General features: G+C 68.8%; 14 protein-coding genes and 1 riboswitch. Of the genes, 8 read left to right on the top strand and 6 right to left on the bottom strand.

Features of this window, described 5'->3' with window-relative positions; genetic code table 11:
• Position 1: 1 nt before the first annotated feature.
• A complete protein-coding gene (locus FBY39_RS10880) occupies positions 2-1,537 on the bottom strand; it encodes an ABC transporter permease (RefSeq protein WP_141932317.1) in 1,536 nt (511 codons plus the stop codon).
• A gap of 214 nt (positions 1,538-1,751) precedes the next feature.
• Positions 1,752-3,614, bottom strand: coding sequence for an ABC transporter family substrate-binding protein (locus FBY39_RS10875; protein WP_141932316.1), 1,863 nt, complete (start codon positions 3,612-3,614; stop codon positions 1,752-1,754).
• A 156-nt stretch (positions 3,615-3,770) separates the two neighbouring features.
• Between FBY39_RS10875 and FBY39_RS10870 the strand changes: the two genes are divergently transcribed.
• Both FBY39_RS10870 and FBY39_RS10865 read left to right on the top strand, forming a co-directional pair.
• Entirely contained in the window at positions 3,771-4,622 is an 852-nt protein-coding gene (locus FBY39_RS10870; RefSeq protein WP_141932315.1) for a CPBP family intramembrane glutamic endopeptidase, read from the top strand.
• A gap of 312 nt (positions 4,623-4,934) precedes the next feature.
• Positions 4,935-5,891, top strand: coding sequence for a hypothetical protein (locus FBY39_RS10865; protein WP_141932314.1), 957 nt, complete (start codon positions 4,935-4,937; stop codon positions 5,889-5,891).
• 464 nt (positions 5,892-6,355) lie between these two features.
• On the opposite strand, the gene gcvP is transcribed toward FBY39_RS10865, so the two are convergent.
• From gcvP to FBY39_RS10845, 4 genes are all read right to left on the bottom strand, one after another.
• The gene (gcvP, locus tag FBY39_RS10860; RefSeq protein ID WP_396652304.1) at positions 6,356-9,193 is read right to left on the bottom strand and encodes an aminomethyl-transferring glycine dehydrogenase; all 2,838 of its coding nucleotides are present in this window, start codon (positions 9,191-9,193) and stop codon (positions 6,356-6,358) included.
• A 53-nt stretch (positions 9,194-9,246) separates the two neighbouring features.
• Positions 9,247-9,630, bottom strand: coding sequence for a glycine cleavage system protein GcvH (gene gcvH, locus FBY39_RS10855; protein WP_141932312.1), 384 nt, complete (start codon positions 9,628-9,630; stop codon positions 9,247-9,249).
• Complete coding sequence (gcvT, locus tag FBY39_RS10850) at positions 9,627-10,754, bottom strand: glycine cleavage system aminomethyltransferase GcvT (RefSeq protein ID WP_141934117.1); 1,128 nt, start codon at positions 10,752-10,754, stop codon at positions 9,627-9,629. Before gcvT ends, gcvH begins: the two co-directional genes overlap by 4 nt.
• A gap of 133 nt (positions 10,755-10,887) precedes the next feature.
• A riboswitch (glycine riboswitch) is annotated at positions 10,888-10,985 on the bottom strand.
• A 37-nt stretch (positions 10,986-11,022) separates the two neighbouring features.
• Positions 11,023-12,198 carry a MarP family serine protease gene (locus FBY39_RS10845; RefSeq protein ID WP_141932311.1) on the bottom strand — a complete coding sequence of 392 codons (1,176 nt, stop codon included), beginning with the start codon at positions 12,196-12,198 and terminating at the stop codon, positions 11,023-11,025.
• A gap of 159 nt (positions 12,199-12,357) precedes the next feature.
• On the opposite strand from FBY39_RS10845, the gene FBY39_RS10840 reads away from it, so the two are divergent.
• The 6 genes from FBY39_RS10840 to FBY39_RS10815 are packed head-to-tail and all read left to right on the top strand — an operon-like array spanning position 12,358 to position 18,969.
• Positions 12,358-13,092, top strand: a complete 735-nt coding sequence (locus tag FBY39_RS10840) for an NrtR DNA-binding winged helix domain-containing protein (RefSeq protein ID WP_186336943.1) — start codon at positions 12,358-12,360, stop codon at positions 13,090-13,092.
• Between the two features lie 21 nt (positions 13,093-13,113).
• On the top strand, positions 13,114-14,472 hold the full coding sequence (gene nadA / locus FBY39_RS10835) for a quinolinate synthase NadA (protein ID WP_141932310.1): 1,359 nt from the start codon (positions 13,114-13,116) through the stop codon (positions 14,470-14,472).
• Positions 14,469-16,040, top strand: a complete 1,572-nt coding sequence (gene nadB / locus FBY39_RS10830; RefSeq protein WP_141932309.1) for an L-aspartate oxidase — start codon at positions 14,469-14,471, stop codon at positions 16,038-16,040. Before nadA ends, nadB begins: the two co-directional genes overlap by 4 nt.
• Positions 16,037-16,891 (top strand): carboxylating nicotinate-nucleotide diphosphorylase, encoded by an 855-nt coding sequence (nadC, locus tag FBY39_RS10825; protein ID WP_141932308.1) that lies wholly within the window; start codon positions 16,037-16,039, stop codon positions 16,889-16,891. The genes nadB and nadC overlap by 4 nt, the downstream gene beginning before the upstream one ends.
• Positions 16,892-16,906: 15 nt before the next feature.
• The gene (locus FBY39_RS10820; RefSeq protein ID WP_141934113.1) at positions 16,907-18,034 is read left to right on the top strand and encodes a cysteine desulfurase family protein; all 1,128 of its coding nucleotides are present in this window, start codon (positions 16,907-16,909) and stop codon (positions 18,032-18,034) included.
• Complete coding sequence (locus tag FBY39_RS10815; protein WP_141932307.1) at positions 18,031-18,969, top strand: glycosyltransferase family 2 protein; 939 nt, start codon at positions 18,031-18,033, stop codon at positions 18,967-18,969. Before FBY39_RS10820 ends, FBY39_RS10815 begins: the two co-directional genes overlap by 4 nt.
• Positions 18,970-18,980 lie beyond the last annotated feature (11 nt).

Here is an 18,980-nt window from a genome sequence, read left to right as displayed (position 1 = left end):
GTCAGCTCACCCGGATCCGTGGGTCGAGTGCGGAGTACAAGAGGTCCGCGATGAGGTTGAAGATGACGGCGAGGACGCCGGTGACGACGAAGAAGCCCATCACGAGATTCACGTCGCCCGCGTTGAGACCGTCCACGAAGAGCGCGCCCATCCCCTTCCAGGCGAAGATCGTCTCGGTGATGACGGCACCGCCGATGAGAGCGCCGATGTCGAAGGCGATGATGGTCGCGATCGGGATGAGCGCATTCCGCATCGCGTGGCGGACGACGACGGTGCGCTCCGTGAGCCCCTTCGCACGAGCCGTGCGCACGTAGTCCTGGTTCATGACCTCGAGCAGGCTCGAGCGCGCGTACCGCGTGTAGGCGGCGATCGACACGACCGCCAGGGCGATGGTCGGGAGGATGAGGTGGGCGAATCCGTCGAGGATCTGGAACCACATGTCTCCGCGCAGACCAGGTGTACTCGATCCGATCGTCGCGATGACGCCCGACTGCGGAATGCGGTCGACATAGTCGGGGTAGACCAGCAGGACTCGGTCGACGACGACGACGAAGAACGTGATGAAGCTGACGACGGCCGCAGTCCTCGCCGCTTCCCGCTTGCCGTCGCCGCCCACGACCACGCCGACGAGAATGCCCAGTCCGATCGCGGCGATGCCGAGGAAGAACAGCATCCACCCGGTGGGGACGTAGAGGAAGAGGAACTGCAGCGGATACCAGAGGGCGCCCCAGATTCCAACGACGATGAGCGACGAGTAGAGGGCGCGCCGGTTCGCGAGGCCCGTCGACAGCGCGGTGATACCGATCGCCGCGCCGATGCCCGTGATGATGATGCCGGCAATGCCGATCTGAGGACGCGCGAACCATCCCGTGATGCCGAGGAACCAGAGAAGTCCGCCGGCGGCGATGAACGCGCCGCCGAACGTGATGAGGCGGCGCTTCCAGCTTCCGCCGAGGACGCTCATGAAGATGATGCCGGAGATGAGTCCCGTGAGCAGGATCGCCCAGACCGTGACTTCCGGATCGGACAGGAAGGCGTTGAGGCGGATGGCGCCGAACTCCTTGAGAAGAACGGCGACCCAGAAGATCGGGAGGGAGTAGACGACGAAGGTCAGGAAAGTGACCGTGTAGTCGAAGCCGCTGTACTGGCGGAGAGCCGTGAGGATGCCGATCGTGAGCCCGAAGATGATGGCGATGATCGTCGCGGCTGTCACGAGCTGGATGGTGGAGCCGGCGGCGTTGCCCACCGCGTCGGTGACTTGCTGGTTGCTTCGCGAGAAGGCGATGCCGAGGTCGCACTGCAGGATGACGCATTTCGCTGCCCCGCCGAGCCACGAGAAATACCGCACGATGGGCGGCAGATCGAGATTGAGCAGCTCGATCCGATTGGCGATCTGCTCCTCGCGGTTGGGCGAGTTGCTTGCGCGGAGCTCTCGCAGCGGATCGGCGGTGATCGCTGTGAGGTTGTAGACGATGAAGGATGCGACGAGGAGGACGAGGATCGTCGCACCCAGTCGTCGCAGGATGAAGGTCAGCACGTGAGCCCTCTCGGATATGGGGCCGAAGTCAGTCCGCGGCGTCCCTGTGGGGACTCGATCGGACTGCGCCCAAAACTACTACGCGGTCGGCGGAATCGTGCGTACGAAGCACCGCCGGACATGACTGTGGGTGCCGAGGGTTCGCCTCGGCACCCACAGTCATCGGTCGTGTCTGTCCGGGTGAACGGCAGGACCGCTCACCCGGACGACAGGATCACTCGCCGGCGTCGGCGGGGGCCCACTCCCAGAAGTTCCAGAAGTAGTCCGGGCTCAGCGGCATGATCTCCACACCGGTGACCTTGTCACTCGACACCAGGAGACCCGGGAACTGGAAGATCGGAAGCGTGACCGCGTCCGACCAGATTCCGGTCTCGGCCGTGACGAGCAGCTCGGTCTGCGTCGCCTCGTCTGCCGTCACGTTCAGTGTCGCGAGTGCGTCGGACACCTCTTCGTCGCAGTAGCCGTTGTAGTTTCCACCCTTGGCCATCGGGTCGTCGTAGCACGCGTAGATCTGGTCGGATCCACCGATGGCGGTCGAGGTCTGCGACCACGCGAACAGGGTCGCGTCGTGCGGGTTGATCGGCTCGGCCGACGGGTCGGTGAAGACCCAGTCGGGCTCTGCCTCGTCGACGAGTTGGAAGCCCGCGAGAGCAGCGGACGAGGCGATGAGCTCGTACTGCTGACCACGGCGGACGTTGCCCTCGGGGTACCAGAAGCCGACCTCGATGGGCGTCGTCACTCCGGCCTCCGCGAGAAGCGCCTTGGCACCCTCGATGTCGACCTCGGCGTACGCGTCCGAGCCGTTCGCCGCGACGAGTTCGTCGTAGCGCGCCGTGTCGGCCTGCGAAACGAGGTTCGTGTTGCGGACGGTCGCCTCGGGGTTGAGCGGCTTGATGATCTTGTCGACGATCTCTTCACGCGGCACCGTCATCAGGAACGCCTGGCGAACCTTGAGCGCCTTCTCTTCGTCTCCGCCGTAGGTGGCGGGGTCGAAGGGACCGCCGTTGTTGACCGTCAGGTCGATGTGCTCGTGCGACGCCTGGACGCCCGTCTGCACGTCGGCCGTGTCGATGCCGTTGGCCACCTCGAGGATGTCCGACGTCGGCTGGCCGGTCCAGATGTCGAGCTCGCCCGACTCCAGAGCCTGGAGGGCGGTCGTCGAGTCCGCGATCGTGCGGACCGTGATCTTCTCGAACTTCGGCGACGGACCCCACGTGTAGAGGGGGTTGTTCGCGATGGTGATGTACTGATCCTCGACGATGTCGTCAACGATGTACGGGCCGCTCGTCAGGGCAGCGGCGGGGCTGTCCGGGAGGGTGGTGTAGCCGTAGGCGTTGCTCCACGCGTCGCCGAGGGCAGCGAGCACCTCGGTGTCACCGTCGGTGATGGCGTCGACGACCTTCTGCTTCGCGTCCTCGGCGAATGCCTTGGCGGCGTCGCTGTAAGCGGTGAAGTCGCCTTCCTCGCCCGAGTCCTTCCACGTGTCGTACGCAGCCTGGACGTCGCTGTACTCGTCCGGGAAGGCGAGCGCGTACGTGCCGTGGGCCGAGACGCCGAGGGGGCTCACGAGCTCCCAGTCGACGTAGGGCTCGTCGTAGACGAGGGTGATCTTCTTGTCGTCGGTGGCCGGCGTCTCGGTGATGAGGTTGTAGCCGGTGGTCGCGGCAGGCGAGAACGCCTCGTCGACGTTGCCGGACATGGCTGCCCACTGGAGGAGCAGGTCGGCCTCGTCGATCGGGACACCATCGGACCACACGGCGTCGGCGGTGATCTCGTACTCGACGGTCAGCGGGTCATCGCTGGTCTTCTCGTAGGTGCCGAAGTCGGTGCGGTGGACATACTCCGGGGTGTTGTCGTAGTACCCGAAGCTGGTGTCCGTCATGTACTTGACGTTGCCGTTGGCCGTGTTGTTTCCGGCCGAGCTGTCGTCGTTGAAGTGGAAGAATCCCGAGTTGTACGCAACCGTGATCTCCGTGCCTTCGACGACTTCGGACTGGTATGGGTTGCCGCAGCCGGCGAGCACGAGTGCTCCTGCCGCCACGATGCCCACGCCCGCCGCAAGACGCGCGATCTTCACATTTCCTCCTGTGCAAGGGTGATGTGCCCGGCCTGAGACAGCACCGGACACGGATAGGGGAAACCATAAGCATGCTCGGGGAACTGGGCAAAACGTGTGGGGCAAACCGTTACAGATCCTTAACTCAGCGCGACGAGCTTGTGACATTCTGACAAGATGCGCGTGAATCCGGCCCTGGATCTGCCCCTCCTCGAGCGTGGAAGCGGATACGCCCGATCGCGCACACGCTGGGAGATCGGTCTCGTTCTCGCGGTGACCGTCGGACAGTCGGCGCTCTACTCCGTCCTGTCGCTCGTGCGCGCGCTCCTGCGCCCGACTCCGATCGGCGATCAGCAGACGCAGTTGAACCCGTCACGCGACAGCGCGGCGTTCTGGGACGTCCTCTACCAGCTCCTGTCGATCTTCTTCGGCCTCGCCCTCGTCGCCCTCGTCGTGTTCCTGCTCTGGGAACCCGGGGTGAGCGCCCTGCGCCGGATCGGGCTGGACTTCCGTCGCTTCGGAGGCGACGTGGGCCGCGGCATCCTGTTGGCAGCCCTCATCGGCGTTCCGGGGCTCGCCCTGTACGCGGCCGGCCGCGCCCTCGGCATCACGGTGCAGGTCCAGGCATCGCCGCTCGGCGCGGCGTGGTGGACGGTGCCGCTCCTCGTGCTCGCCGCTCTTCGCGCGGGCCTCACGGAGGAGGTCATCTTCGTCGGGTACCTCTTCGATCGCCTGCGTCGCCTCGGGTGGGGATGGTGGACGATCATCCTGTCCACCGCCGCGTTGCGTGCGGCCTACCACGCGTACCAGGGATTCGGTGCGATCGTCGGCAACTTCGCGATGGGCGTCGTGTTCGGCTGGTGCTACCGGCGCTGGGGCCGCGTCATGCCCCTCGTGATCGCCCACACCGTCATCGACATCGTCGCCTTCGTGGGCTACCCGCTCGCCGTGGCGCTGTGGCCGGGCCTCTTCGGGCCGGTCCCCACTCCGAGCGTCTCCCCGACACCGAGCGGCTCCCCCACGCCCTGACCCGCGCCCTGACGCGATCGTGGGGCCGCGCCGCCACGGCCGCGTCGCCGCTGTCCGCGGAACTCCCAGCCCGCGAGGCCCCTGTCCGCGAGACCCCTTGCCCGCGAGACCACTGTCCGCGAGACTGCATCCCCCGGCCGAGACTGCGGCCGGAACGTGCAGTGTCGGCCGGATGATGCAGTCTCGGCGTCGCGGGCGGCGCCGCGGCGAGGGTGCGACGCTGACTCCTCCACAGCCGGCTCTGTGGGGATGTCCTCCCCAGATTTCGGCGGGCCCGTCAGCGCGAAGGGAAGCGAGCGCGAGGATCTCCTGATGGCGACCATTCCCACCCTTGCGCGAGCACCGCTGGCCCTTCACCACGCGGCCGGACTGAGCCATCCGGTGCGCGGGGTCGCGCGAGGCGAGCTCATCCGAGTTCGCGAGGGCATCTATGCGGATGCCACGGAGTGGTCGGCGCTGCGCGGATGGGAACGCTATCTGGCGAGGGTCCACGCTGTTGCGATGCAGAGGCCCGATGCGGTGTTCTGCCTCGAGTCGGCCTGCGCGCTGCTCGGACTGCCGGTGTTCCGCGATCCGACGACCGTTCATGTCCTCGGTGGTCCGAACTCCACCGCGCGAGACGTCGCCGGTGTGCGAATGCACTCAGGGTCCGGTGACCGACATCTCATCGAGCTCGAGACCGTTGGCGTCACTTCGCCGGCGGACACTGCCGTGGACGTGGCGCGCCACCGGCATCCGGCGGTCGCACTTGCGGTCGCTGACGCTGCGCTCCGGACTGACCCGAGCCTGACGGCAGGCCTTCTCGCGGGCGTGAATGAGCTACGGGTGAGTAGTCGCGGCCGTGACCGCGCGCGCGATCCGCTGAGTTCGGCCGACGGCTCGGCGGAGTCGCCACTTGAATCGGTGAGCCGCATCGCCATCAGGTGGCTCGGGTTTCCAGCTCCCGAATTGCAGAAGGAGTTCTCACGGGGGCCGGAGGCGGATGATCGCGGCGACTTCTGGTGGCCGGACTGGTCGCTGCTCGGCGAGGCCGACGGCGACATCAAGTACGACGGTTCGTTCGGCGATCCCGCGCGGGCCTTGCGGGCACGCCGCGAGCGTGACATCCGTCTCGAAACCCATGTCCGCGCGGTGACCCACTGGGGCTGGCTCGAGGCGACGACTTTCGCGCCTCTCCGCAACCGCCTCCTCGCCCACGGGCTGCCGCTCGTCTCCCGCGAGGACACCGCCGCGCTCTTGTCGATGCGGCGCCTCCTGGGCCCACGCTGACCTCGCCCGGGTAGCCCTCCCCACCCCACCGGCGCTCGACACACCTCCTGCGCCGCGAGACTGCACCGCCACCCCGAGACAGCACCCTGCGACCGCAGTCTCGGCCGCGAGATGCAGTCTCGGCTGGGGATGCCACGGAGAGGTGCCGCGCGGGCGCGGGCGTCCGTCGCGTACAACGCCCTCGGAGCGAGACTGCACCGCCGCGCCGAGACAGCACCCTGCGACCGCAGTCTCGGCCGCGAGATGCAGTCTCGGCTGGGGATGCCACGGACAGGTGCCGCGCGGGCGCGGGCGTCCGTCGCGTACAACGCCCTCGACCGCGAGACTGCACCGCCGCGCCGAGACAGCACCCTGCGACCGCGGTCTCGGCCGCGAGATGCAGTCTCGGCGGCCCGAGCGCAGGCGCGGCGGGCGCGGAACGACAGGACGGTGACGGATGCCGCGGAACGGCACCCGTCACCGGGTCAGGCGAAGGCCTCGATGGGCGGGCAGGCGCACACGAGGTTGCGGTCGCCGTACGCCTGGTCGATGCGCCGCACGGGAGGCCAGTACTTCGTCCGGACGAGAGCGTGCACGGGGTACACAGCCGTCGATCGGGAATAGGGATGCTCCCACTCCCCCTCGATGACCGACGAGGCCGTGTGCGGCGCGTTGACGAGCGGGTTGTCGCCCTGGGGCCATTCGCCCGCCGCGACGGCATCCGCTTCGGCCTTGATCGCGATCATCGCCTCGATGAAGCGCTCGATCTCGCCGAGGTCCTCGGATTCGGTCGGCTCGACCATGAGCGTCCCCGCGACGGGGAACGACATCGTCGGAGCGTGGAACCCGTAGTCGATGAGGCGCTTCGCGACGTCGTCGACGGTCACACCCGTCGCCTCACGCAGGGGCCTCAGGTCGAGGATGCACTCGTGCGCGACGAGTCCGCCATCGCCCGTGTACAGCACGGGATAGTGATCGCGGAGCCGCGCGGCGATGTAGTTCGCCGACAGGACTGCTGCGGCTGTGGCATCCCGAAGCCCCCGCGAGCCCATCATCCGCACATACGCCCACGAGATCGGGAGGATCGAAGCCGAGCCGTACGGCGCTGCCGAGATCGGTCCTCCTTCGAACACGTATCCACCCGCGTGATCGGCGCGCTGGGCGAGCGGATGCGACGGCAGATACGGCGCGAGGTGGGCCTTCGCCGCGACGGGGCCCACGCCGGGACCCCCTCCGCCGTGCGGGATCGCGAACGTCTTGTGCAGGTTCAAGTGCGACACATCGCCGCCGAGGTCGCCGAAGCGCGCGTAGCCGAGGAGCGCGTTGAGGTTCGCTCCATCGACGTAGACCTGCCCGCCGGCGTCGTGGACGGCCTGCGTGATCTCGAGCACGTCGTGCTCGTACACACCGTGCGTCGACGGATACGTGATCATGAGCGCCGAGAGCTGATCGGCGTGTGCCGCGATCTTCGCGCGAAGGTCGGCGAGATCCACGTTCCCCGCCTCGTCGCACGCGACGACGACGACCTTCATGCCCGCCAGCACCGCCGATGCGGCGTTCGTGCCGTGGGCCGAGGACGGGATGAGGCACACGGTGCGCTCGGTGTCGCCGTTCGCGCGGTGATACCCGCGGATGGCCATGAGTCCCGCGAGCTCCCCCTGCGACCCGGCGTTCGGCTGGAGGGAGACGGCGTCATAGCCCGTCACCTCTGCGAGCCATGCCTCGAGCTGTTCCACCATCGCGAGATAGCCGCGCACGTCCGCCTCGGGTGCGAAAGGATGCATGCGAGAGAACTCCGGCCACGACACGGCGGCCATCTCGGTCGCGGCGTTGAGCTTCATCGTGCAGGAGCCGAGCGGGATCATGCCGCGGTCGAGGGCGTAGTCCCGATCGGCCAGCTGCTTGAGATAGCGCATCATGGCGGTCTCGGAATGGTGCGACGTGAAGACGGGATGTGTCAGGAACTCGTCGTCCCGCGCGAGACCCGCCGGAACAGCCGAGAGCGGCTCCGCGTCGTGGAACGGCAGCGCCCGCTCGCCCTGCTCACCCGCGCCGGCGAATTCGCCTTCGGGGAGCCCGAACGCCCACGCGACGGCGGCGAGATCATCGGCCGTCGTCGTCTCGTCGACCGACACGCCCACCGATGCGTCGTCGGCCCAGAACAACTGGTAGCCGCGTTCGCGTGCCCGGTCGACGATGCGGCGTGACGTCCCGGGAACGAAGACGCGCACCGTGTCGAAGAAGGAATCGGATGCCAGGGAGAACCCGTACGAGCGGAGCCTCGCGGCGAGCGCCTCCGCCTTCTTCGAGACGTCGGTCGCGATCGCTCGCAGCCCGTCGGGTCCGTGATAGACGGCGTACATGGCTGCCATGACGGCCAGGAGGACCTGTGCCGTGCAGATGTTGGACGTCGCCTTCTCACGACGGATGTGCTGCTCGCGCGTCTGCAGCGACAGGCGGTAGGCGGGGTGGCCCGCGGCATCCACCGACACGCCGACGAGCCGACCGGGAAGCTGACGCTCGAGGCCCGACCTGACCGCCATGTAACCGGCGTGCGGACCGCCGAAGCCGAGCGGCACACCGAAGCGCTGCGTCGTCCCGACCGCGACGTCCGCCCCGAGGGAGCCGGGCGAACGCAGGAGAGTGAGAGCGAGCAGATCGGCCGCTGCCACGGCGAGGCCGCCCGCCACATGCGCTGCGTCGAAGACCGCTGACGGGTCCCAGACCCTTCCGGACGCGCCCGGATACTGGACGAACACGCCGAAGAGGCCGTCGGGCAGGACCTCGCCCTGCGCGAAGTCGCGTTCGACCAGCTCGATCCCGAGTGCGCTCGCCCGCGCCTGCAGGAGTGCCTTCGTCTGCGGGAGCGCGTCGGCGTCGACGACGAAGACGTTCGAAACGGCCTTGGACGCGCGACGAGCGACGAGCATTCCCTCCACGACGGCGGTCGACTCATCGAGCATCGATGCGTTGGCGGTCGTGAGCCCCGTTAGGTCGGTGACCATCGTCTGGAAATTGATGAGCGCCTCGAGCCGACCCTGCGAGATCTCGGGCTGGTACGGCGTATAGGCGGTGTACCACGACGGGTTCTCGAGCACGTTCCTCGCGATGACGGACGGCGTGAAGGTGTCGTAGTAGCCGAGGCCGATCATGGGCCGCGCCGTGCGGTTCTGGGATGCGAGGGCACGGAGCTCTGCGAGTGCCTCCGCCTCGGTCGCGGCGGGCGGGATGTCGCTCGTCTCACGAGGTGCGGCATGGATGGACGACGGGACGGCGCGATCGAGGAGCGCATCGATCGAGTCGTAGCCGAGCGCGTCGAGCATCGTGCGCTGGGCTGCGGCATCCGTCCCGATGTGCCGCTCTGCGAAGGCGCCGGTCACTCGTCACCGCCCGTGAGTGCGAGGTAGGCGTCGCGGTCGAGCAGGTCGGCGACCGCCGCGGGGTCGACCGTGATCTTCACGAGCCACCCGTCGCCGTACGGATCGGAGTTCACGAGCGACGGGTCGTCGACGACGGCGTCGTTGACCTCGACGACGTCTCCCGTGAGAGGCGCGTAGAGTTCGCCGACCGACTTCGTGGACTCGATCTCGCCCACGATGCTGTGCGCGTCGATGGTCGCACCCACCTCGGGGAGCTCGACGAAGACGACATCACCGAGCTTGTCCGCTGCGTAGTCGGTGATCCCCACTGTGGCGATGTCGCCGTCGAGGGCGACCCACTCGTGCTCGGCGGTGTACTTGAGGCTGGTGAGATCGGTCATTTCGCGTTCCTCTTGTAGAAGGGCAGGGTCGAGACGGTCGCGGCGATGCGGGTGCCGCGCACGTCGATAGTCAGGGGGGTCTCCGCATCCGCGACGGATGCCGCGACATACGCCATCGCGATCGGGTGGCCGAGCGTCGGGCTCAAGGCGCCGGACGTGATCTCGCCGACGCGCGTGTCACCGGCGTAGACGGCGTAGCCTGCGCGTCCCGCACGCTTGCCGTCGGCGACGAGGCCGACGAGCACGGCGGCGTCTTCGGGCATTCCGCGTTCGAGAGCGGAGCGGCCCACGAAGTCGGCCTCCTTCGTCGCGAGCGGGATGACGCGGCCGAGGCCTGCCTGGGCGGGGACGACGTCGAGCGACAGCTCGTGGCCGTAGAGCGGCATACCGGCTTCGAGGCGGAGTGTGTCGCGCGAGGCGAGACCCGCGGGAACGAGCCCGAGGGGCTCACCGGCGTCGCGGAGCGCGTCCCAGAGCGCGCCTGCGTCGGCGGAGTCGACGCTCAGTTCGAACCCGTCCTCCCCCGTGTACCCGGTGCGACTGACGAGCACGGCGCCGTTGCGGAACCGCATACCCATCGCCGTGTAGTACGGGAGCGAGTCCAGCGTGTGTCCCATCGCGAGCGCGTCGTCGTGATCGAGTCCCGCCGTCGCCTCCAGGATCTCCTGAGCCCGCGGGCCCTGCACGGCGATGAGGGACGCGTCGAGCTCATCGATCTCGGCGTCGAAGCCGGCCCTGCGCTCCTCCAGCGCTGATCGGACGGCGTCGCGGTTTCCCGCATTCGCGACGACGAGCAGCTCGTCGGGAGCATTGCGCGTCACGATGAGGTCGTCGACGATCCCGCCCGTCGGCGCCAGGATCATCGTGTACTTCGCCTTCGAGAGCGCGAGCTTCGCCGGATCGAAGGCCAGGGCGTACGCGAGGAACGCGTCACGGTCCGGCCCGACGACGCGGAACTGCGCCATGTGCGAGATGTCGAAGAGACCCGCCGCCGTCCGCACGGCGTGGTGCTCAGCGAGATCCGAGGTGTAGCGCACGGGCATGGCCCATCCGCCGAAGTCGGTGAAGGATGCTCCGAGCGCTTCGTGGCGCTCGCGCAGAGGGGTGAAGCGCAGGTCGGTCATGAGTTCTCCCGTGGTCACGCGGGTGGCTGCCGGGGCGGCCGTGGAACTCCCCCTCTGTCATTGGCCTGAGAGTTTCACCACGGGGGCTTTCACCTTCGGCAGGGCTCACGTCGGAGTCCTTTTCCAGAGCGGCCGGGCGGGTGCGGTACGAGGACCTGAGAGATTGGCGGGGAGGCTTGCTCCTTCGGTGCCCGCTCCTGTCCGGAGTCGGGGCTCTCCCGCACACGTCATGCGGCCTGTCTTCAGTTACCCGGCCAGCATAGCGGCCTCATCCGGTGATGCAGGGACCGGATGAGACGGCTTGCGAGAGACCGGGTGCGGCGTCGGCGACGGGGCTGAGTTCCGCCATCGTCACGGCGTACCCGCGCGACGCGTCGCTCTCGGCTCGGGCGAAGACGACTCCGGCGACGGCGCCGTCCTCCGTCAGCAGCGGACCGCCCGAGTTTCCGGGGCGGACGCCGGCTTCGAGGGAGTAGATCTCGCGGGGATTCCAGGCGTCGTCGTAGATGTCGGGGACGGGCACGGAGCCCACCGACAGCACGGCCGCAGAGATCATCTCGAACGGTCCTCCGTACGGATAGCCCTGGATGGCCCCCGACGCCCCCGCAGAGAGGCTGAGCGCGAGGGGCAGCGGCGCGGCCGCGAGGCCGTCGACGGCGATCACGGCGAGGTCGTCGATCGGGTCGAAGTAGACGATCCGCCCCTCGCGGGCCTCAGCGCCGGGCAGTTCGACGATGGGCGTGTCGACGCCCGCGACGACGTGGGCGTTCGTGACGACGCGGTCGGCGGCCACGATGAACCCCGTGCCCGTCGAGCTCCGGCCGCACGAGTACGCCGTGCCGGACACCCGGGCGACGGATGCCGCGGCACGCTGCAGTTCGGGATCGTCGAGCGCGACGGGCGGAGCCGGCGGCGCGGTTCCCGGCGACAGAAGATTGCCGAGCTGCGGGATGCCGTCATCGAGAACGGTGGACCGCAGTTCGGCGAGCGCGCCGTCGAGGGGTGCCGGCGTCACGAGATCGATCGCCTGGATGACGCGCGACGATGCGACGGCGGTCGAGACCACAGGGATGCCGGTGGCCGAGATGGCGGGTGCGACGAGGACGACGGCGAGGGCTGCGACCACGACGCTCGCGATGCCCCCGAGAAGGCGTTCGATCCCCCGCAGCTTCAGCTTGTCGGCGCCCGAGCGGAAGACCGATCCGATGGCCGAGCCGAGCGCCGTGCCGCCGATGAGGAGGACGAGGGTCGCGCCCAGGACGGCGAGTCCGCGCCACGACTGCGATGGCACCCACGCCGTGACGAGCGGCGTCAGCCAGAACGCGGCGATTCCTCCCGCGGCGAGGCCGGCGAGACTGCCGATGCTCGCGAAGAACCCCCGACGCACACCGAGGATGAGCGCGGCGAGGAGCGCCACGATCACGATCACGTCCACGACCAGCACGCGGTGTCTCCCTGTTTCGTCGGACGGCGATCCGTGCGGCCGTCTGCGCGAGCCGCCGCGGAATCAGCGTAGGCAGTGCTCCTGTGAGTCATCCTGACGAGGCGGTTTGCCTTCTGGTCGAGATGACTCTAAGATCAATTCTCGAGAGTTAGAGTCACAATGACAAGAACAACCCCCACCGCTACCGCTACCGCTTACGCGTCGCCCGCCTCCCCGGCCGCCGACGATGTCACGCGCGTCGCGGTGTCGACGGTTATCTTCTCGCTGCGACGCACGCCGGGAGTCGACCGCGCTTCCGTCGTCCTCCCCCTCGTACGGCGCACACGCGACCCGTTCGAGGGGCGATGGGCCCTCCCGGGTGGTTGGCTCGACGCCAGGGAGAGCCTCGACGCCGCGGCATCCCGCACCCTCGCCGAGACGACGGGGCTCGCTCCCAGCTATCTCGAGCAGCTCTACGCGTTCGGTGCCGTCGATCGCTCCCCCACTCGCGTCGTCTCGATCGTCTACTGGGCGCTGCTGCGCGAGGACGAGTCGGGCATCGAGCCACAGGAGAACGTCGCCTGGTTCGACACGACGGCCCTCCCGACCCTCGCGTTCGACCACGACGAGATCGTGGACTACGCACTGTGGCGCCTGCGCAACAAGGTCGGCTACAGCCGGATCGCGCACGGCCTGCTGCCCGACGAGTTCACCCTCGCCGAGCTCCGCGAGGTCTACGAGTCGATCCTCGATCGACGTCTCGACCCGGCGAACTTCCGTCGCCAGGTCGAGAATTCCGGCACCCTCATCCCGACCGATGCCTTCCGCACGGGCAGTCATCGACCCGCCCGCCTCTACCGCTACAACAGCGATGTCGAGCTCGCCGACCGCGGGCCGCTCACGTCGCGCCGCTGACGCCACCCGAAGGAAACCGCCATGTCCACCGCACCGCTCAGCCTCCGGCCTCGCCCCGCCACGCCCGCCGATCCATCGGTCGACCACGCCATCCAGGCCATCGTCTCGGGGGCGTCGACCACCGAGACCTGTACGACCGACCTCGCCGTCGGGCCGTGGGACTTCGACACTCGACCCGGCTACGGGCCCGGATCGTCGATGGGCGACGTCATCCCCACGGGGTCGCCCAGACAGGGCGAACTGCCGCGCGAGTACCGCGATGCGACCGACGACGAACTCGACGCGCGGATCATCGCCGCCAAGGCCGTCCTCGGCGATCGCGTCGTCGTGCTGGGCCACTTCTATCAGCGCGAAGAGGTCGTGCGCCACGCCGATTACGTCGGCGACTCGTTCCAGCTCGCCAACGCCGCGCTCGAGCACCCCGATGCCGAGGCGATCGTGTTCTGCGGCGTGCACTTCATGGCCGAGACGGCCGACCTGCTGTCACAGCCCGACCAGGCCGTGATCCTCCCCAACCTCGCGGCGGGATGCTCGATGGCGGACATGGCCGACATCGATCAGGTCGAGGAATGCTGGGAGCAGTTGGCCGATGTCTACGGAGACATGGATGCCGCGGGTCCCGACGGACGCGTTCCGGTGATCCCGGTCACTTATATGAACTCGTCCGCAGCCATCAAGGGCTTCGTCGGCCGACACGGGGGAATCGTCTGCACGTCGTCCAACGCGCGCACGGTTCTCGAGTGGGCCTTCGAACGCGGCCGTCGCGTGCTGTTCTTCCCGGACCAGCACCTCGGGCGCAACACCGCGAAGGCGATGGGCGTGCCGCTCGAGCAGATGCCGATGTGGAACCCCCGAAAGCCGTTCGGCGGTTCGACGCCGGAAGACCTCGACGACGCGCGCGTGATCCTCTGGCACGGCTTCTGCTCCGTTCATCGCCGGTTCACGGTCGACCAGATCGACAAGGCCCGCGCGGAACACCCCGGTGTCCGCGTCATCGTGCACCCGGAGTGCCCCATGGCCGTCGTCGACGCGGCAGACGAGGCCGGATCGACCGACTACATCCGAAAGGCGATCGCAGCGGCCACGGAGCCGACCACCTTCGCCGTCGGCACCGAGGTCAACCTCGTCCAGCGCCTCGCCGCGCAGTATCCGCAGCACGAGATCTTCTGCCTGGATCCCGTGGTGTGCCCGTGCTCAACGATGTACCGCATCCACCCGGGCTACCTCGCGTGGGTGCTCGAGTCTCTCGTCGCCGGCGAGACCCCCAACCGCATCACGGTGCCGGCCGACGTCGCCGAACCCGCCCGTGTGGCTCTCGAACGGATGCTCGCCGCCAAGCCTCCCGCGTCGACCTCCCCCGCGGGGGTGCCGACATCATGACGCACGCGATTGTCGTGGGGAGCGGCATCGCGGGCGTCACGGTCGCCCTGCACGCCGCAGCGAGCGGATGCCGTGTGACGCTCGTGACGAAGGACGTCCTCGCGCACGCGAACACGCGCTATGCGCAGGGCGGTATCGCCGGCGTCATGTTCGACGACGATTCGGTCGAGGCGCACGTGCGGGACACGCTCCTCGCGGGCGCGGGACTCGCCGACCCCGAAGCCGTCCGGGTCCTCGTGGAGGAGGGCCCCGAGCGCATCCGTGATCTCGTCGGCCTCGGGGTCGCCTTCGACCGCGACGCCGACGGGACCTACGTCAAGGGGCTCGAGGCGGCGCACTCCTATCCGCGCATCCTCCACTCCGGAGGGGATGCCACGGGGACCGCCATCGAGCACGCGCTCGTCGAGCGACTCCGCGAAAGCGGCGTCGAAGTCGTCGAACACGCCTTCCTCATCGACCTCGTGTCATGGTCGGGTCGCGTCCAGGGCGTCGACCTGCTGATCGGCGCGCCGGGCTCGACGCCACGTCGCCTCGTCGTGGAAGCCGACGCGGTCGTCCTCGCGACGGGCGGTGCGGGAGAGCTGTACTCCCACACGACGAATCCCGCCGTTGCGACGGGCGACGGCATCGCGGCCGCGATCCGCGCGGGCGCAGTCGTGCAGGATCTGGAATTCGTCCAGTTCCATCCGACGATCCTCGCGGTCGGCGAGGCATTCCTCGTCTCCGAAGCCGTCCGCGGCGAGGGTGCCGTGCTCCGCGACGAGTCTGGGCGCAGGTTCGCCCTCGACGCGCACCCCGACGGCGAACTCGCGCCGCGCGATGTCGTCGCGCGGGCGATCGCCCGTCAGATGGAGGCACAGGACGGTCGCCCCGTCCTCCTCGACGCAACGGGGCTCCGAGACTCCGTCGAGGAGCGCCGGGCGTTCCTCGCGGCGCGGTTCCCCACGATCGACGCCGCCGTGCGCGCTCGAGGGCTCGACTGGGCCACCGAACAGATTCCCGTCGTCCCCGCCGCGCACTACTTGATGGGCGGCGTCCGCACCGATCTCTTCGGCCGCACGAGTGTGCCCGGGCTCTACGCCGTCGGCGAGGTGGCACGAACGGGTGTCCACGGAGCGAACCGCCTCGCGTCGAACTCGCTTCTCGAAGGTGCGGTCTTCGGCGCGCGCACAGGCGATGTCATCGACTCCGATGCGGTCGCGGGGACCTGGCCCGACTCTCCCGACACGACGATGACGCGCCCCGTCGCGCGAGAAGCTCGAGCGGTCGATGACCTTCCCGCGTTCAGCAGGGAAGCGCTGCAGGATCTCATGTGGCGCTGCGCGGGTCTCGTCCGCGACGCGGCAGGGCTGACACTCGCGGCATCCGTCTTGTCGCACTGGAATTCTCGCCGACGGACGCCGCAGACCGAATCCGAGTTCGAGGACGACAACCTGCTCGTCGTGGCGACCGCCGTCGTGGAGGCGGCACTCGCACGGCGCGGGTCGGTGGGCGCGCACTTCCGTTCGGACGCGATAGCCGATTCCGAATCTCCCGACCTCCCCGATCGCCAGGAGGCTTTCGCATGAACCGCACCACCATCGATCGCGTCGTCGGGGCAGCTCTCGAAGAGGATGCCCCGTGGGGCGACCTCACGAGCCAGACCCTCCTGCCGGCGAGCGCGCGTGCCGAAGCAGCCCTCGTCGCGCGCGAACCGGGCGTCCTCTCGGGCGCGGAGGTGTTCGCGGCAGCTTTCCGGCTGACCGATCCTCTCGTCGAGGTCGAGCATCTCGTCGAGGATGCCGCGTCGTTCGACGCGGGCGACGTCCTCGCCGTCGTGCGGGGCTCGGCACGCTCCGTCCTCACGGCGGAGCGGATCGGATTGAACTTCGTGCAGCGGATGTCGGGCATCGCGACACTCACGCGCCGGTATGTCGACGAAGTTGCCGACACCCGGGCGCGCATCGTCGACACCCGCAAGACGACACCGGGCCTGCGTGCCTTCGAACGCAAGGCCGTCCGCGACGGGGGCGGGCGGAACCACCGGTACTCGTTGTCGGATGCCGTCATGGCCAAGGACAACCACCTGGCCGTCATCGGACACCTGGGTGAATCGGTGACGGCTGCGCTCCTCGCCGCAAAGGACGTGCTCCCCCACACGACGCACATCGAGGTGGAAGTGGACCGCCTCGATCAGATCGAACCCGTCCTGGCCGCCGGGATCGGCACCATCATGCTCGACAACTTCTCACTCGACGATCTGCGGACCGGCGTCGCCCTCGTGGCCGGACGCGCGATCGTCGAGGCATCGGGGGGCGTGTCATTGGAGACGGTGCGTTCGATCGCGCAGACGGGCGTCGACGTCATTTCGGTCGGGGCCCTCACGCACTCCGCGCCCGCGCTCGACCTCGGCCTCGACGTGCGCATCGACCACGACTGACGAGGCCGTCCGATGATGCTGTACCTCGACAACGCAGCGACGACGAGCGTGCGCCCCGAGGTCCTCGAGGCGATGATGCCCTATCTGACGCGGTGGTTCGGGAATCCGTCGAGTCATCACACTGTGGGCGAGGCGGCCGCCGACGCCCTGTCGGACGCACGCGCGCGCGTCGCCCGTGTCGTCGGCATGCGAGCCTCCGACGTCGTCTTCACGTCAGGCGGCACCGAGGCCAACAATCTCGCCGTCAAGGGGATCACGCTCGCCTCTCGCGGGAACCATGTCGTGACGAGCGGCATCGAGCACGAGTCCATCCTCGAGTCCGCCGACTTCCTCGCGCGCCTCCACCATGTCGACGTCACGCGCGTGCCCGTCGACGAGTACGGGCGTGTCCACCCCGAGGAACTCGCGTCAGCCCTCCGTGACGACACAGCGCTCGTGACGCTCGGCTACGCGAACAACGAGGTGGGAACGGTCCAGGAGGTTCGCGCGCTGTCTGCCGTGACGCGCGAGCGCGGCATCCCCCTGCACCTCGACGCCGTGCAGGCGGCGGGCTGGCTTCCACTCGCCGACACCGGTGCGGATGGCCTCTCGATCGCGGGTCACAAGCTCGGTGCCCCGAAGGGCACCGGCGCGCTCATCGTTCGCGGCCGTGTGCCCCTCGAGCCCCTGCTGCACGGCGGCGGGCAGGAGCGTGGACGTCGAAGCGGCACGGAAGACGTCGCAGGTGCCGTTGGACTCGCGACGGCACTCGAGCTCGCGGAGTCCGAGCGCGCCGAGTCTTCCGCACGTGTGGCCGCGCTGCGCGACGCATTCATCGCGGCGGTGCTGTCGCGCGTGGAGTCCGCCACCCTGACGGGTCATCCGACCGGACGGCTCCCCGGTACAGCGAGCTTCACGTTCGCTCTGACGAGCGGCGAGGCGGTGCTCCTCGAACTCGAGCGGCGAGGCATCGTCTCCTCCAGCGGTTCGGCGTGCGCCGCGGGAAGCGACGAGCCCTCGCACGTCCTCCTCGCGATGGGCGTCGCGCCCGAGGTCGCGCAGACCGCCGTGCGCTTCACCTTCCCCCACGAGGCGCGGCTCGATCCCGACGCACTCGCGGCGGCGGTCGCGGCATCCGTCACGGCAGTAGCATCGGGCGGGTGACGTCTTCGCCCGCTCTCACCGTCGTCGTACCGGGCTTCGACGTGGAGTCGTATGCCCGTGAGGCGATCGACTCCCTCCGCGCCCAGACCCGGCACGACTGGACGGCCGTGCTCGTCGATGACGGCTCGACGGATGCCACGGGCTCGATCTTCGAGGCCGCGGCGGAGACAGACCCGCGCTTCCACGTCGTCCACCACGACCTCCAGCGAGGACTGAGCGCGGCACGCAACACAGGCCTCGACCTCGCAACGACCCCCTACATCGGGTTCCTCGATGCCGACGACGTCATGATGCCGCGCGCCGTCGAACGCCTCGTCGGCACGATCGAGCGCACGGGAAGCGATCTCGTCGCCGGAGCGTACGTGCGCCTTCGACCGGACGCCCGCGGCGGCTACTCCCCCGGCGACGTGCAGCCGTGGGTAGCGGCAGCGACATCCCCCGCGCGCGATCGCACGACGCTCGCCGAGCACCCCGATGCGTCCGGCAACATCGTCGCGTGGTCGAAGGTGAGCCGTCGCGAAATGTGGCAGAACCTGCGGTTCCCTCTCGGGCGAACCTACGAGGACCAGCTCGCGGCGCAACTGCTGTACACGACCGCGCGGAGCTTCGATGTGATCCCGGACGTCGTCGTGCAGTGGCGCGAACGCGCCGAGGGCACGTCGATCACACAGCGGAAAGACGGGCTGCCGGTGTTGCGCGACTACATCGACGCGCTCGCGGGAGGAATCGCCGTGCTGGACGCTGCGGGCTTCGCCGCCGCTGCGGCGTCGCGGGTGCGGCTCATCCTCACGATGGATGTTCCGCCCCTCATCGAGATCGCCAGGGCTCATCCCGACCCTGCCTACCGTCGAGAACTCGGAGCTTTCGTTCGCAGTCTGCATTCGCGCGCGGTCGAGCCCGCCTCGGCTGCCGTGGAGATGGCGCTGCGCTGGTAGCGGCGCACTGC

Source organism: Microbacterium sp. SLBN-146 (genome assembly GCF_006715145.1).
Lineage (GTDB): Bacteria > Actinomycetota > Actinomycetes > Actinomycetales > Microbacteriaceae > Microbacterium.
The sequence above is the reverse complement of the archived record's forward strand: the minus strand, read 5'-3'. Positions and strand labels throughout refer to the sequence as shown.

Coding starts and splice junctions, on each gene's coding strand:
- gcvP (WP_396652304.1), bottom strand. CDS start 9,193: ATGCTCGACGCGCTCGGCTACGACTCGATCGATGCGCTCCTCGATCGC.
- FBY39_RS10870 (WP_141932315.1), top strand. CDS start 3,771: ATGCGCGTGAATCCGGCCCTGGATCTGCCCCTCCTCGAGCGTGGAAGC.
- nadB (WP_141932309.1), top strand. CDS start 14,469: ATGACGCACGCGATTGTCGTGGGGAGCGGCATCGCGGGCGTCACGGTC.
- FBY39_RS10865 (WP_141932314.1), top strand. CDS start 4,935: ATGGCGACCATTCCCACCCTTGCGCGAGCACCGCTGGCCCTTCACCAC.
- FBY39_RS10820 (WP_141934113.1), top strand. CDS start 16,907: ATGCTGTACCTCGACAACGCAGCGACGACGAGCGTGCGCCCCGAGGTC.
- gcvH (WP_141932312.1), bottom strand. CDS start 9,630: ATGACCGATCTCACCAGCCTCAAGTACACCGCCGAGCACGAGTGGGTC.
- nadA (WP_141932310.1), top strand. CDS start 13,114: ATGTCCACCGCACCGCTCAGCCTCCGGCCTCGCCCCGCCACGCCCGCC.
- nadC (WP_141932308.1), top strand. CDS start 16,037: ATGAACCGCACCACCATCGATCGCGTCGTCGGGGCAGCTCTCGAAGAG.
- FBY39_RS10840 (WP_186336943.1), top strand. CDS start 12,358: ATGACAAGAACAACCCCCACCGCTACCGCTACCGCTTACGCGTCGCCC.
- gcvT (WP_141934117.1), bottom strand. CDS start 10,754: ATGACCGACCTGCGCTTCACCCCTCTGCGCGAGCGCCACGAAGCGCTC.